Below are 12,979 nucleotides of genomic sequence, written 5' to 3'. Positions count from 1 at the left end.
CAAACAGACGAGGGATTTGATGCAACATCGCAAGATTACCTTTATCGGCGCCGGCAACATGGCGCGTGCAATCATCGCCGGCCTGGTGGCAGGCGGCTATCCGGCCAAATCCATCAGCGTCTGCGCTCCTTCGGCGAAAAACCGCGATGCGCTGGCGGCGGACTATGGCATCGTCAGCAACGGCGACAACGTCGCCTGCGCGCGCGCGGCCGAAGTAGTGGTGCTGGCGGTCAAACCGCAGATGATGGCCGACGTTTGCCAACCGCTGCGCGAGCAGGTCGATTTCAGCGGCAAACTGGTGCTGTCGATCGCCGCCGGTATTCAGGTCAGCCGTTTCTATCAGCTGCTCGGCGACAAGCTGGACATCGTGCGCATCATGCCCAACACCCCGTCGTTGGTCGGCAAGGGCATGAGCGGGTTGTACGCGCCGGCGCAGGTCAGCCAGCAGGATCGCGACTACACCGGTGATTTAATGGCGTCGGTCGGTAAAGTTTGCTGGGTCGATGACGAAAATGGCATCAACGGCGTGATCGCCGCCGCGGGCAGCGCCCCGGCCTATTTCTTCCTGTTTATGGAGGCGATGCAAAAAGAGGCCGAACGTATGGGCTTCGACAGCCAGACCGCGCGCGATCTGGTGCAGCAGGCCGCTTCCGGCGCCGCCGCACTGGTGGAAGCCAACCCGGATACGCCGCTGGGCACGCTGCGCGAGCAGGTGACCTCCAAAGGTGGCACCACCGCCGAAGCGCTGCGGGTGTTCAATGAACGCCATCTGCCGGAAACCGTGGCGCAAGCGATGCAGGCCGCCGTTTCCCGCGCGCAAGAGATGGAAAAATTATTTTAAATAACCATGAGTTAAGGAGAAGGACCACTTCATGCTAACGCTGACTTTCCTGGTCAAGACCGTTATTGATCTGTACGTGATGGTGCTGTTGCTGCGCATTTGGATGCAGTGGACACGCACCGATTTTTACAACCCGTTCTCGCAGTTTGTGGTGAAGATCACCCAGCCGGTGGTCGGCCCGCTGCGCCGCATCATCCCGTCGCTGGGGCCCATCGACAGCGCTTCGCTGCTGCTGGCGTTCCTGCTGATGACCATCAAGTACCCGCTGCTGCTGCTGATCCAGGGCGGCGCGATGTCGCTCAGCCCATATAACCTGCTGTTCGGCCTGATCTCGCTGGTGAAGTCTGCCGGCTACCTGATCTTCTGGGTGATGATCATTCGTGCGCTGATGAGCTGGATAAGCCAGGGCCGCAGCCCGATCGACTATGTAATGTACCAGCTTACCGAACCCTTGATGGCGCCGATCCGTCGCATCATCCCGGCGATGGGCGGCATCGACTTTTCCGCCATGGTGGTGATCCTGATCCTCTATCTGATCAATTACCTGGGCATGGATCTGTTCGGCGAGATCTGGTTCCTGCTGTGAGTGCAGTCACTCCGGTGCTGGACGGGCTGGCGATCAGGCTATATATTCAGCCGAAAGCCAGCCGCGACCAAATTATCGGCTTGCATGGCGACGAACTGAAAGTCGCCATCACCGCCCCGCCGGTCGACGGCCAAGCCAACGCCCATCTGATCAAGTTTATCGCCAAGCAGTTCAAAGTGGCGAAAAGCAACGTCACCATCGAGAAAGGCGAACTGGGGCGGCATAAACAGTTACGCATCGTGAATCCGCAACAGATCCCCGCCGTGGTCGCGGCGCTCATCGAATAATTTTCAAGGTAGTCATTATGCAAAAAGTCGTTCTTGCCACCGGTAACCCGGGCAAAGTGCGCGAACTCGCCGACCTGTTGGCCGATTTCGGCCTGGACGTGGTCGCGCAAACCGATCTGGGCGTGGAATCTGCCGAAGAAACCGGGCTGACGTTTATCGAAAACGCCATTCTGAAAGCGCGCCATGCGGCACAGGTCACCGGCCTGCCGGCGATCGCCGACGACTCCGGCCTGGCGGTAGACGCGCTGGGAGGCGCACCGGGCATCTACTCCGCGCGCTACGCCGGTGAAGACGCCGACGATCGGCAGAACCTCGACAAGCTGCTGGCGGCGCTGAAAGACGTGGCGCCAGGCCGGCGCGGCGCGCAATTCCACTGCGTGCTGGTCTATCTGCGCCATGCGCAAGATCCGACGCCGCTGGTGTTCCACGGCAGCTGGGCCGGCGAAATCACCGAGCAGGCCGCCGGCGAAGGCGGTTTCGGTTACGATCCTGTCTTCTACGTGCCGGAGCTAGGCCGCACCGCCGCCGAGCTGAGCCGCGACGAGAAGCGGGCGATTTCGCACCGTGGCAAGGCGTTGAAGCTGATGTTGGAAGCCATGCGCAATGCTTAAGCTGCCCCCGCTGAGTCTCTACATCCACATCCCGTGGTGCGTGCAGAAATGCCCGTACTGCGACTTCAACTCCCATGCGCTGAAGGGTGACGTGCCGCATCAGGAGTATGTCGATCATCTGTTGGCGGATCTGGATGCCGACCTGCCGCTGGCCGGCGGCCGGGAGATAAGCACCATCTTCATCGGCGGCGGCACCCCCAGCCTGCTGAGCGCCGAGGCGATGCAAGCCTTGCTGGACGGCGTGCGGGCGCGCATTCGCGTCGCCGACGACGCCGAAATCACCATGGAGGCCAACCCCGGCACCGTGGAGGCCGATCGCTTCAGCGGCTACCAGCGCGCCGGCGTCAACCGCATCTCCATCGGGGTGCAAAGCTTCAGCGCCGAGAAGCTGACCCGCCTGGGGCGCATCCACGGCCCGGAAGAGGCCAAGCGCGCGGCGACGCTGGCGACCGGCCTCGGCCTGCGCAGCTTCAACCTCGATCTGATGCACGGCCTGCCGGATCAGTCGCTGGAAGAGGCGCTGGACGATCTGCGCCAGGCTATCGCCCTCAATCCGCCGCACCTGTCGTGGTATCAGCTGACCATCGAGCCGAACACCCTGTTCAGCTCGCGCCCGCCGGTCTTGCCGGACGACGACGCGCTGTGGGATATCTTCGAACGCGGCCACCAGTTGCTGAGCGCCGCCGGCTATCAGCAGTATGAAACCTCGGCCTATGCCAAACCGGGCTACCAATGCCAGCACAACCTCAACTACTGGCGCTTCGGCGACTATCTGGGGATCGGCTGCGGCGCGCACGGCAAGGTGACCTTCAGCAACGGGCGCATCCTGCGCACCGCCAAGACCAAGCACCCGCGCGGCTTTATGCGCGGCGACTACATGGACAAGCAGCATGAGGTGGCGGCGGCGGATCGGCCGTTCGAATTCTTCATGAACCGCTTCCGCCTGCTGGAAGCCGCGCCGCGCGCCGACTTCGCCAACTACACCGGGCTGGCGGAAAGCGTCATTCGCCCGCAGCTGGACGAGGCGCTGGCCAAAGGCTATCTGGAAGAAACCGCGGAGCACTGGCAGATCACCGAGAAGGGCAAACTGTTCCTCAACTCGCTGCTGGAACTGTTCCTGGCGGACGACGAGTAAAAAAAAGCGCTGAATAATCAGCGCTTTTTTATTGGTGTTAATCCGGGTAAAACGTCTGAGACAGAATCTGCTGAGTTTCCCAGATGTCATTTTCCGGATACACATCCAGCCCGGTTTTGGCCGTGGCGAGCGCAACGGCCTTCGACCAGACGACATCCAGCCAATCAGCATCGCCCAGTTTACCTTTTAGGCTGGGAGACTCTTTCAAGCTGTAAAGCACCTCTTTGCGCTGCGCTTTAATCGTTCTCTCCCAACTGGTTCCGCGCCTAGCCGGCTGATATTTCCATTTAAGCAAATGTGCAATCAGCACCGTCATCCGGCTAGCAAGTTCCCTTTGCTCGCTCTTCCCCACGTCCTCAATCTCCTCGGCGATCTTTTCAATATCGATCTCAGACAATTTCCCGGAGCGCAAAAGAGCTGCCTGTTCATTTGCCCAGGCGACAACATCGGTTTCGTAACGTGTATGGCTCATAGCGTCCTCCGTAAACATCCCTAAATCTGTACGTAGTTTGACCAGTCTGTCAGATAAGCTTCAGAAGGTCAAAGAACGTTCTCCCGAGGAAATTCTTAACTTACTTCAACGCCTTCAGCAGATCCTTGCGCTGGGTTTCCAGTGCGGTGACGCGGTTGCAAACGTCGCGGCCGAAGTTCTGGAAGTCCTGCTCCTGGTTGTTCCATTCGTTCTGGATCGCCTTCTGCAAGCCGCCCAGGTTGCCCATGATCGCCTGCAGCGGGTTGCCGCCGCTGTTGGCGGCCTGTTTGACGCCCATCTCGTTCAGGCTGTCCTGCAGCACGCCGCCCATGCTCTGCTGCACGATGTTGCGGCCGTCCTGTTCCACCTGGTCAATCGCCTTGTGGTGGAAGGTCAGGCCGTCGCTGCGGTGCTCGATGATGCGGTTCATCTGCTGTTTCAGCTGGCCGTTCAGGGTGGTCAGCCGGTTGCGCACGTTGCTGTTGCTGCCCAGCTCTTTGACGATCACCTTATCCAGCGACGAGCGGGCTTTCTCCAGGTGCTGCTGCGCGCCGTCGTCGATCCACGGCAGCTGCTTGCGCAGCGCGCTCTGGTAACTGAAGGCTTTCTGCCGCTGGCTGTCGTTCAGGCTCAGCGCCTGGCCGTTGCGGATCACGTCGCCATCCGGCGAAATTTGCAGGTCGCCGCTGGCGCCTTTCACCTGCACGCTCTGCGGGCTGATGATCACATCATCCTGGGGTTTAACGCTGCATTGGTACTCGGCGTGGGCCTGCGCGGCAGTCGCCGCCAGCAGCAGTAAGGCTAACCCGGTTTTCTTCAACATAGCTTCTCCTGACTCCCATCCAGATTGGGATTAAAAAATCGAACGACCGATACGTTGAGACAACAGTTCCAGCGCCGCAGTTCCCGCCAGCGAGTTGCCGGAAGCATCCAGCTCCGGCGACCAGACGACGATCGACAACTCATCCGGTACGATAGCCACGATGCCGCCGCCCACGCCGGACTTGCCCGGCATCCCCACCCGATAGGCGAATTCGCCGGCGCCGTCGTACATGCCGCTGGTCATCATCAGAGCATTGATCTGGCGGGCCTGCAACGGGCTGATCACCGCCTCGCCGCTGAGATCGCGGCCGCGATTGGCCAGATAGACGAAGCTGCGCGCCAGCTCCACGCAGCTCATGCGCAGCGCACAGTAGTGGAAATAGGTTTGCAGGACGGTGATCACGTCGTTTTCGAAGTTGCCGAACGACTTCATCAGGTAGGCGATGGCCGCATTGCGATCGGAGTGTTCGAACTCGGAGCGCGCCACCCGCAGGTCATAGGCCAGGTCGTCTTCGCCGGCCAGCTGGCGCACCACCTCCAGCATCCGCTGTTTGGGGGCGCTGAGCCGGGTTTGCAGCATGTCGCACACCACCAGCGCGCCGGGGTTGATAAACGGATTGCGCGGTTTGCCCTGTTCCATCTCCAGCTGCAGCAGCGAGTTGAACGGCAGGCCGGAAGGCTCTTTGCCGACGCGCCGCCAGATCTCAGGCTCCTGATAGCGCGTCAGCGCCAGCGTCAGGCTCAGCACCTTGGAGATCGACTGAATGGAGAAGCGCTCCGCGGCGTCGCCGGCCTGGAACAGTTCGCCGTCCACCGTGCAGACGGCGATCGCCAGCCGATCGGCGGGCACTTCCGCCAACGCCGGGATGTAGTCGGCCACTTTCCCCTGGCCAATCAGCGGGCGCACCTGTTGCAGGATCTCCTCCAGCAACGCGTTATCCAATGTTGTTACCACCTCGGTCACACTCCGGGCAAAACAAAGGCGCCGTTAAGGCACCTTAGATCAATAAAACGGCGCGGCGCGAAGCCGCGCTCATCGGGCAAGCGCGATCAATCCCACCAGATATCGAACAGATCGCTGACCTTAACGTCGCTCAGTTTGCGCGCTTCCAGCCAGTTTTTCACCAGCTCGCGATGCTCGTCGGTGCAGTGGCCGATCTTCTGCAGGCAGATCAGACCTTCCCACTGCAGGTAGCCGCTGCCGTCAAACGCCAGGCCGTTCGGCTCGATCACTTCATCGATGAAGGTATCCAGCGTGCTGTCGATGTCTTCCACCGACGTGCCTTCGGCGAAGCGCCAGGCTACGGAGAAACCCAGCTCCTGAAATTCTTCAATGTGCAACTTTTTACGTAAACGACGACTGCGGTTCTTAGCCATTATTCTTTCCTCTCAAACATCAAGTCCCAAACGCCATGTCCCAGGCGCTGGCCGCGTAATTCAAATTTCGTCAGTGGGCGCGAATCCGGACGCGGCACGTAATCATTATCGCTGGAAAGATTACGGTAGCCTGCGACCCCGTTCATAACCTCTAACATATGTTCCGCATAAGGTTGCCAATCGGTGGCCATGTGGAAGACGCCGCCGGTCTTCAGCTTGCGCAGCACCAGTTCGACAAACGGCGTTTGCACGATGCGGCGCTTGTTGTGACGCGCCTTGTGCCACGGATCGGGGAAGAACAGCTGCACCATGTCCAGCGAGCCATCCGGGATCATGTTTTCCAGCACCTCAACCGCGTCGTGGCACATCACGCGCAGGTTGCTCAGCTTCGCCTCGTGGGCGTCGGCCAGGCAGGCGCCCACGCCCGGCGAGTGCACCTCAATCCCTAAAAAGTTCTGCTGCGGGTTGTTGCCCGCCATGGTCACCAGCGAGGCGCCCATGCCAAAACCGATCTCCAGCACCGTCGGCGCGTCGCGGCCGAACAGCGCGGCGAGATCGACAGCGTCAGCCTGATACTCCACGCCCATCACCGGCCAATAGTTCTCCAGCGCGTGCTGCTGGCCTTTGGTCAGCCGCCCCTGGCGGCGGACAAAACTGCGGATACGGCGCATCGCGCGGCCGTTCTCATCAAATTCCGGGGAGATGACGTCATTAATCATAGTGCTTTCTGTCTGTTTGGCTGCCAATTAGGGAAACGCGCATTATGCAAAGATACATTGGTTTAGCAAGTGTTCATCTTCTGTACCCGCCGTGCGGCGTCGGAAAGTTCCGGTTTACAGCACCATGACTCTATGCTGCAATCTCGCTTCATTTTCTGCCGGATAACGACGCTGCTCATGATGCAAGCACAACAATTCGCACAGGTGGTGCTTGACTGGTATCAGCGCTACGGCCGCAAGACCCTGCCGTGGCAGCTGGAGAAAACCGCCTATCAAGTATGGCTCTCCGAGGTGATGTTGCAACAGACCCAGGTTGCCACCGTCATTCCTTATTTTCAGCGCTTTATGGCCCGTTTTCCCAACGTGCGCGCGCTGGCGGAGGCCCCGCTGGACGAAGTGCTGCATCTGTGGACCGGCCTCGGCTATTACGCCCGCGCCCGCAACCTGCACAAGGCGGCGCAGACCATTGTCGCACAGCACGGCGGCGAGTTCCCGACAACCTTCGCAGAAATCGCCGATTTACCGGGCGTCGGCCGTTCCACCGCCGGCGCGGTGCTGTCGTTGGCGCTGGGCCAACACTATCCGATCCTCGACGGCAACGTGAAGCGCGTGCTGGCCCGCTGCTACGCGGTGGAGGGCTGGCCGGGCAAGAAAGAGGTCGAAAACCGGCTGTGGAAAATCAGCGAAGAGGTCACCCCGGCGCAGGGCGTCGGCCAGTTCAACCAAGCGATGATGGATCTGGGCGCCATGGTCTGCACCCGCTCCAAGCCCAAGTGCGAACTCTGCCCGCTCAACGTCGGCTGCCTGTCTTACGCCAACCACAGCTGGGCCAACTACCCCGGCAAGAAACCCAAACAGACCTTGCCGGAAAAAACCGCCTACTTCTTATTGCTGCAGCACGGCGAGCGCGTGTGGCTGGAACAGCGCCCGGCGGTGGGGCTGTGGGGCGGCCTGTTCTGCTTCCCGCAGTTCAGCGCGCGCGTCGATTTGGAACTCTGGCTGCAGCAGCGCGGTCTGAAAGGCAAGTGCCTGGAACAGCTGACCGCGTTTCGCCACACGTTCAGCCATTTCCACCTCGATATCGTGCCGATGTGGCTGTCGCTCGACGCGGCGGGCAGCGGCATGGATGAGGGCGCGGGTCTCTGGTATAACTTAGCGCAGCCGCCGTCGGTCGGGCTGGCGGCGCCGGTAGACCGTTTGTTGCAACAGCTGGCCAAGCAGCCCCCGATCCAACAAAACTTATATGGCGATAGCGCCATCGATGAGGAATTAGCATGAGCCGCACCATTTTTTGTACTTTCCTGCAGCGCGACGCCGAAGGCCAGGACTTCCAGCTTTATCCCGGCGACGTCGGCAAGCGCATCTACAACGAGATCTCCAAGGAAGCCTGGGGCGAGTGGATGAAGAAGCAGACCATGCTGATCAACGAGAAGAAGCTGAACATGATGAACGTGGACGACCGCAAGCTGCTGGAAGAGGAAATGATCAAGTTCCTGTTCGAAGGGCACGACGTGCACATCGAAGGCTATACGCCGCCGAGCGAATAACGCTGTTGGGGCCAGGCGCTGGCCCGCTTCAATCCTCTTATACTTCTTCCAAACGGCTTTAAGATGAAGAAAATTTTAGCTTTGCTCGTAATAGCGCCTTTGCTGATCTCCTGTTCCGGCAAAAAAAGTGAAGAAATCAACGAAGCCTGGATTAAAGATACCAACGGCTTCGACATTCTGATGGGCCAATTCGCCCACAACATCGAGAACATCTGGGGTCTGAACGAAGTTCTGATCGCCGGGCCGAAAGACTACGTCAAATATACCGACCAATACCAAACCCGCAGCCACATCAACTTCGACACCGGCGCCATTACCATCGAGACCATCGCCACCACCGATCCGGCCGCGCACCTGCGCCAGGCGATCATCAGCACGCTGCTGATGGGTGACGATCCGGGCTCCATCGATCTCTATTCCGACGCCAACGATATCCAGATCAGCAAAGAGCCGTTCCTGTACGGCCAGGTGCTGGATAACAAGGGCGCGCCGATCCGCTGGGAATGGCGCGCGGCGCACTTCGCCGATTACCTGCTGCAGACCAAGCTGCAAAAACGCACCTCCGGCCTGCACGTGATCTACTCGGTCACCATCCAGCTGGTGCCGAACCACCTGGACAAACGTGCGCACAAATATCTGCCGATGGTGCGCAAGGCGTCGGAAAAATACGGCGTGGACGAATCGCTGATCCTGGCTATCATGCAGACCGAATCGAGCTTCAACCCGTATGCGGTGAGCGGTTCGGACGCGCTGGGCCTGATGCAGGTGATGCAGCATACCGCCGGCAAGGATGTGTTCCAGATGCGCGGCAAGTGGGGCACCCCGAGCCGCAGCTACCTGTTCGATCCGGAGAACAACATCGACACCGGCACCGCCTACCTGGCGATCCTGCAGAACAACTACCTGGGCGGCATTCAGAACCCGACCTCGCGCCGCTATGCGGTGATCACCGCCTACAACGGCGGCGCCGGCAGCGTGCTGCGGGTGTTCTCCAGCGACAGAGCGCGCGCGGTGGGCATCATCAACGCCATGCAGCCGGGCGACGTGTATCAGACGCTGACCACCAAGCACCCGGCCGCCGAGTCGCGCCGCTATCTGGTGAAAGTGAATACCGCGCAGAAGAGCTACCGCAGGAAGTAACGCGTTCCGCGTGGATAAATGGGAAGGGCCGGTGCGAACCGGCCCTTTTTCTATGGCTTGATCATATAGCCGAAGATGTGCTTCCAGCCGTGATCTTTTTTCTCGATGTAGACCCCCTGCAGCTCCGGCGAGAAGCCCGGCAGGCGGTTGATGCCCTCTTCCAGCGCCAGGAAATAGCGCTGCACCGCGCCGCCCCACACTTCGCCCGGCACCACGCACAGCACGCCCGGCGGGTACGGCAAGGCGCCTTCCGCCGCGATGCGCCCTTCCGCCTGGCCGATCGGCACCAGCTCGACGTTATCGCGGATAAACTCCACGTTGGCGTCCTGCGGGTTCATCACCACCGGCGGGAAATGATCCTGGCGGAACATCTCCTTTTGCAGCTGTTTGACGTCGAAGCTGACGTACAGATCGTGCATCTCCTGACACAGCCGGCGAATGCTGTAACCGCGGTAGCGCTGCTCGTTCTTGCGGTACACCGTCGGCAGCACCACGCTCAGCGGCGCGTCCTCTGCAACATAGCGTTCGAACTGTGCCAGCATCTCCACCAGCTGTTCCATCTTGGCCGGGTTCTCCGCCGGGGTCAGCAGGAACAGGATCGAGTTGAGATCGCACTTCTCCGGCACGATGCCGTTCTCGCGCAGGAAGTTGGCCAGAATGGTGGCCGGCACGCCGAACTCGGTGTATTGGCCGGTCGCGGCGTCAATCCCTGGCGTGGTCAGCAGCAGCTTGCACGGATCGACCAAATACTGATCCTGGGCATAGCCTTCGAAGCCGTGCCACGTCTCCCCCGGCACGAAGGTGAAGAAGCGCGCGTCGTTGGCGATAAGGTCAGTATCGTGATCCTGCCAGTCTTTACCCGCCACCTGCTGCGGAATAAACGGCTTCAGCTGCGAGCAGCGCTTGAGCAGCTGTTTGCGCGTCTCGATGCCCAGCTTGACACAGTCCATCCACATGCGGCGCCCGGCGGGGCCGGCGTGCATCTTGGCGTTGACGTCCAGCGCGGCGAACAGCGGATAGAACGGGCTGGTCGACGCATGCAACATGAACGCGTTGTTCAGGTGCTTGTGGTTGCAGTGGCGCTTTTGCCCTTTGATATGGTCGTCTTTCTTGTGGATCTGCGAGGTCTGCGAGAACCCCGCCTGCTGTTTATGCACCGACTGGGTGACGAAAATGCCCGGATCGTGCTCGTCCAGCTCCAGCAGCAGCGGCGAGCACTCTTTCAGCATCGGAATAAAGCCTTCGTAACCCACCCAGGCGGAGTCGAACAGGATGTAGTCGCACAGATGGCCGATGGTGTCGATCACTTGGCGAGCGTTGTAAATCGTGCCGTCGTAGGTGCCGAGCTGAATAATCGCCAGCCGGAACGGCCGCGCCGCCGCCGCCTTCTCCGGCGCCACTTCGCGGATCTGCTCGCGCAGGTAGCGTTCGTCGAAGCAGCGCGCGTCGATGCCGCCGATAAAGCCGAACGGGTTGCGGGCGGTTTCCAGATAGACCGGCGTGGCGCCGGCCTGGATCAGCGCCCCGTGGTGGTTAGATTTGTGGTTGTTGCGATCGAACAGCACCAGATCGCCACGGGTCAGCAGCGCGTTGGTCACCACCTTGTTGGCCGCCGAGGTGCCATTGAGCACGAAATAGGTTTTATCGGCGTTGAACACCCGCGCCGCGTGCTTTTGCGCATCCTTGGCCGATCCTTCGTGGATCAGCAGATCGCCCAGCTTGACGTCGGCGTTGCACATGTCGGAACGGAACAGGGTTTCACCGTAGAAATCGAAGAACTGCCTGCCGGCCGGGTGCTTGCGGAAGAACTCGCCGCCCTGGTGCCCCGGGCAGGCGAAGGTCGAATTTTCCATCTCGACGTAGGTCTTCAGCGTTTTGAAGAACGGCGGCAGCAGCGCCTGCTCGTAGGCGTCGGCGGCGGCCTCCAGCTGCGCCATGTAGAACGGCTTGCTGGCGCCGGCCAGCAGCGCGAAGACCCCACTGACGAATGGCAGATAGTCCGGCGAGAGATGCTCGTCCCCTTCCACCGCCACGAAGGTCGGGATGTCGAACCCCGTCGCCTGCAAGCGCGCCAGAATACCGGCGTTCACGTCGGCGACCGACACCACCACCGCCGCCACGTCGGTGTAGTCCGTCTGCTCTACGCGCACGATCTGACGCAGCGTCTCAATGGTGGCGACCAGGCTGGCGCTGGTCGCGATTTTCAATTCTTTCATCATGCTGACTCTCAAACGGTGAAGGATGAGGGTGTGCCACCGGCACGGTAATGAGATAACGCGGTTATCCCGGTAAAAGCGATACCCGGGCACGGCAGCATAAGCGGCGTGCGTGACCGGCTCATGATCGGCGATCATCAGGCGGCTATCGGGAAAACTGGTCTTGGCAGCGTCCGACAGGCATCAGTAAAATCAGGGCCGCAGCGCTGGCTTTACGCATGCCTAACAGCGGGCATCAGGCGGCTTACCGCATGGCCGGCAGGCGTATTCGGGCGGATGGCGTACGGAGGAAACAACGGCGGAACGGTGGTGGCGTCAGATGTCTGGTGCGCAGCAGCGCTTGAGCAACAAAACCAGTCATGCCAATAACCCTCTGGCTTATAAGAAGCGTGAACACCGTCAGGGAACGGATAGTGCTAAAATTTGCGCAATGATTGCATGATTCGTTGCGGGGTTCAAGCAAGAATCGCCTTGATTGAACGCTCGTTGATTAAATCATAATGCATTGTTATTTAATTAAAAAATAAGAACCCACGCTCGTGTCATCGGTATAAATACACGTTTTATATGCATATTTATTGAAAGGCGATATCCCCCCGCCCCCCATCCCGCCGGGTTCGCTGCCTGAAAATAGAGCAACCGATCGGCTTTGTGACAGAAAGCGATTGACGCCATCCGGCCAATACGGTTTAATGCGCCCCGTTGCCCGGATAGCTCAGTCGGTAGAGCAGGGGATTGAAAATCCCCGTGTCCTTGGTTCGATTCCGAGTCCGGGCACCACTAATTCTGCATCAATGCACACTGGTTAAAGGATGAGAACTTTAACGGGTGGTTAATACGGAATAAACTTGTCAAATAGGTGGTTAAGAAACCCTTTACCACTACGACGTTGTAAGTTGAATTCCTCAAGAAGGATGCCTGTGTTTGCCTACAGGCGTCCTTTTCTCGATCGCTGGTGATATTCACAGCAAAACATACCTCTGACCAGCATTGAAACCTACTCCTAGCAGAGATACCCGAATGTAAAACAAGCTCCTGTACCAGAGCTTTACCTACTACCTCCATATCCAATACGATATACTCCAGTGTTGTACTGACGTTACGGTGACCCAGCAGAACCATCACCAGTTTAAGATTTCTGTCTGGGGATTTCATCAACTCCGAGTCAATAGTGTGACGGAAACGGTGTGAGGAAAAATCGAAGACACTCTCACTGGACAACCGGC

General features: G+C 59.6%; 14 protein-coding genes and 1 tRNA gene. 9 read left to right on the top strand and 6 right to left on the bottom strand.

All coding sequences use genetic code 11. The features are described from left to right. Nucleotides 1-19: 19 nt before the first annotated feature. From proC to hemW, 5 genes are read left to right on the top strand one after another with little or no spacing between them, the layout of a single operon-like run. Complete coding sequence (proC, locus tag REA38_RS15040; RefSeq protein WP_308886138.1) at nucleotides 20-841, top strand: pyrroline-5-carboxylate reductase; 822 nt, start codon at nucleotides 20-22, stop codon at nucleotides 839-841. 31 nt (nucleotides 842-872) lie between these two features. Next, nucleotides 873-1,427: a YggT family protein gene (locus REA38_RS15035; RefSeq protein WP_033635944.1), complete on the top strand. Its 555-nt coding sequence runs from the start codon at nucleotides 873-875 to the stop codon at nucleotides 1,425-1,427. Then, nucleotides 1,424-1,714: a DUF167 family protein YggU gene (yggU, locus tag REA38_RS15030; RefSeq protein ID WP_004948014.1), complete on the top strand. Its 291-nt coding sequence runs from the start codon at nucleotides 1,424-1,426 to the stop codon at nucleotides 1,712-1,714. The genes REA38_RS15035 and yggU overlap by 4 nt, the downstream gene beginning before the upstream one ends. Before the next feature lie 17 nt (nucleotides 1,715-1,731). After that, on the top strand, nucleotides 1,732-2,325 hold the full coding sequence (locus REA38_RS15025) for an XTP/dITP diphosphatase (protein WP_033635946.1): 594 nt from the start codon (nucleotides 1,732-1,734) through the stop codon (nucleotides 2,323-2,325). Next, nucleotides 2,318-3,460 carry a radical SAM family heme chaperone HemW gene (hemW, locus tag REA38_RS15020; RefSeq protein WP_308886137.1) on the top strand — a complete coding sequence of 381 codons (1,143 nt, stop codon included), beginning with the start codon at nucleotides 2,318-2,320 and terminating at the stop codon, nucleotides 3,458-3,460. Before REA38_RS15025 ends, hemW begins: the two co-directional genes overlap by 8 nt. 37 nt (nucleotides 3,461-3,497) lie before the next feature. Here the strand turns inward: hemW and REA38_RS15015 are convergent, their stop codons facing one another. The 5 genes from REA38_RS15015 to trmB form a co-directional block, all read right to left on the bottom strand. Then, nucleotides 3,498-3,932 (bottom strand): DUF29 domain-containing protein, encoded by a 435-nt coding sequence (locus REA38_RS15015; RefSeq protein ID WP_308886136.1) that lies wholly within the window; start codon nucleotides 3,930-3,932, stop codon nucleotides 3,498-3,500. 100 nt (nucleotides 3,933-4,032) lie between these two features. Next, a complete protein-coding gene (locus REA38_RS15010; RefSeq protein ID WP_033654660.1) occupies nucleotides 4,033-4,755 on the bottom strand; it encodes a DUF2884 domain-containing protein in 723 nt (240 codons plus the stop codon). A gap of 30 nt (nucleotides 4,756-4,785) precedes the next feature. Continuing rightward, nucleotides 4,786-5,709, bottom strand: a complete 924-nt coding sequence (glsB, locus tag REA38_RS15005; RefSeq protein ID WP_039567907.1) for a glutaminase B — start codon at nucleotides 5,707-5,709, stop codon at nucleotides 4,786-4,788. 95 nt (nucleotides 5,710-5,804) lie between these two features. Beyond that, nucleotides 5,805-6,131 carry a YggL family protein gene (locus tag REA38_RS15000; protein ID WP_025304256.1) on the bottom strand — a complete coding sequence of 109 codons (327 nt, stop codon included), beginning with the start codon at nucleotides 6,129-6,131 and terminating at the stop codon, nucleotides 5,805-5,807. After that, nucleotides 6,131-6,850, bottom strand: a complete 720-nt coding sequence (gene trmB / locus REA38_RS14995) for a tRNA (guanosine(46)-N7)-methyltransferase TrmB (protein ID WP_033654659.1) — start codon at nucleotides 6,848-6,850, stop codon at nucleotides 6,131-6,133. The genes REA38_RS15000 and trmB overlap by 1 nt, the downstream gene beginning before the upstream one ends. Nucleotides 6,851-7,027: 177 nt before the next feature. Between trmB and mutY the strand changes: the two genes are divergently transcribed. From mutY to mltC, 3 genes are all read left to right on the top strand, one after another. After that, nucleotides 7,028-8,128 (top strand): A/G-specific adenine glycosylase, encoded by a 1,101-nt coding sequence (gene mutY, locus REA38_RS14990; RefSeq protein WP_308886135.1) that lies wholly within the window; start codon nucleotides 7,028-7,030, stop codon nucleotides 8,126-8,128. Beyond that, the gene (locus REA38_RS14985) at nucleotides 8,125-8,397 is read left to right on the top strand and encodes an oxidative damage protection protein (RefSeq protein ID WP_004937404.1); all 273 of its coding nucleotides are present in this window, start codon (nucleotides 8,125-8,127) and stop codon (nucleotides 8,395-8,397) included. The genes mutY and REA38_RS14985 overlap by 4 nt, the downstream gene beginning before the upstream one ends. A 63-nt stretch (nucleotides 8,398-8,460) precedes the next feature. Then, nucleotides 8,461-9,537: a membrane-bound lytic murein transglycosylase MltC gene (gene mltC / locus REA38_RS14980; RefSeq protein WP_074026736.1), complete on the top strand. Its 1,077-nt coding sequence runs from the start codon at nucleotides 8,461-8,463 to the stop codon at nucleotides 9,535-9,537. A gap of 50 nt (nucleotides 9,538-9,587) precedes the next feature. On the opposite strand, the gene speF is transcribed toward mltC, so the two are convergent. Then, the gene (speF, locus tag REA38_RS14975) at nucleotides 9,588-11,753 is read right to left on the bottom strand and encodes an ornithine decarboxylase SpeF (RefSeq protein WP_308886174.1); all 2,166 of its coding nucleotides are present in this window, start codon (nucleotides 11,751-11,753) and stop codon (nucleotides 9,588-9,590) included. A gap of 704 nt (nucleotides 11,754-12,457) precedes the next feature. Between speF and REA38_RS14970 the strand changes: the two genes are divergently transcribed. After that, nucleotides 12,458-12,533, top strand: a tRNA-Phe gene (locus tag REA38_RS14970). Nucleotides 12,534-12,979 lie beyond the last annotated feature (446 nt).

The sequence above is a fragment of the Serratia sp. MF1(2023) genome (genome assembly GCF_030954545.1).
In the GTDB taxonomy this organism is placed as follows: Bacteria; Pseudomonadota; Gammaproteobacteria; order Enterobacterales; family Enterobacteriaceae; genus Serratia; species Serratia sarumanii.
Note: the sequence above shows the minus strand (reverse complement) of the source record. Positions and strands in the feature narration are given on the sequence as shown.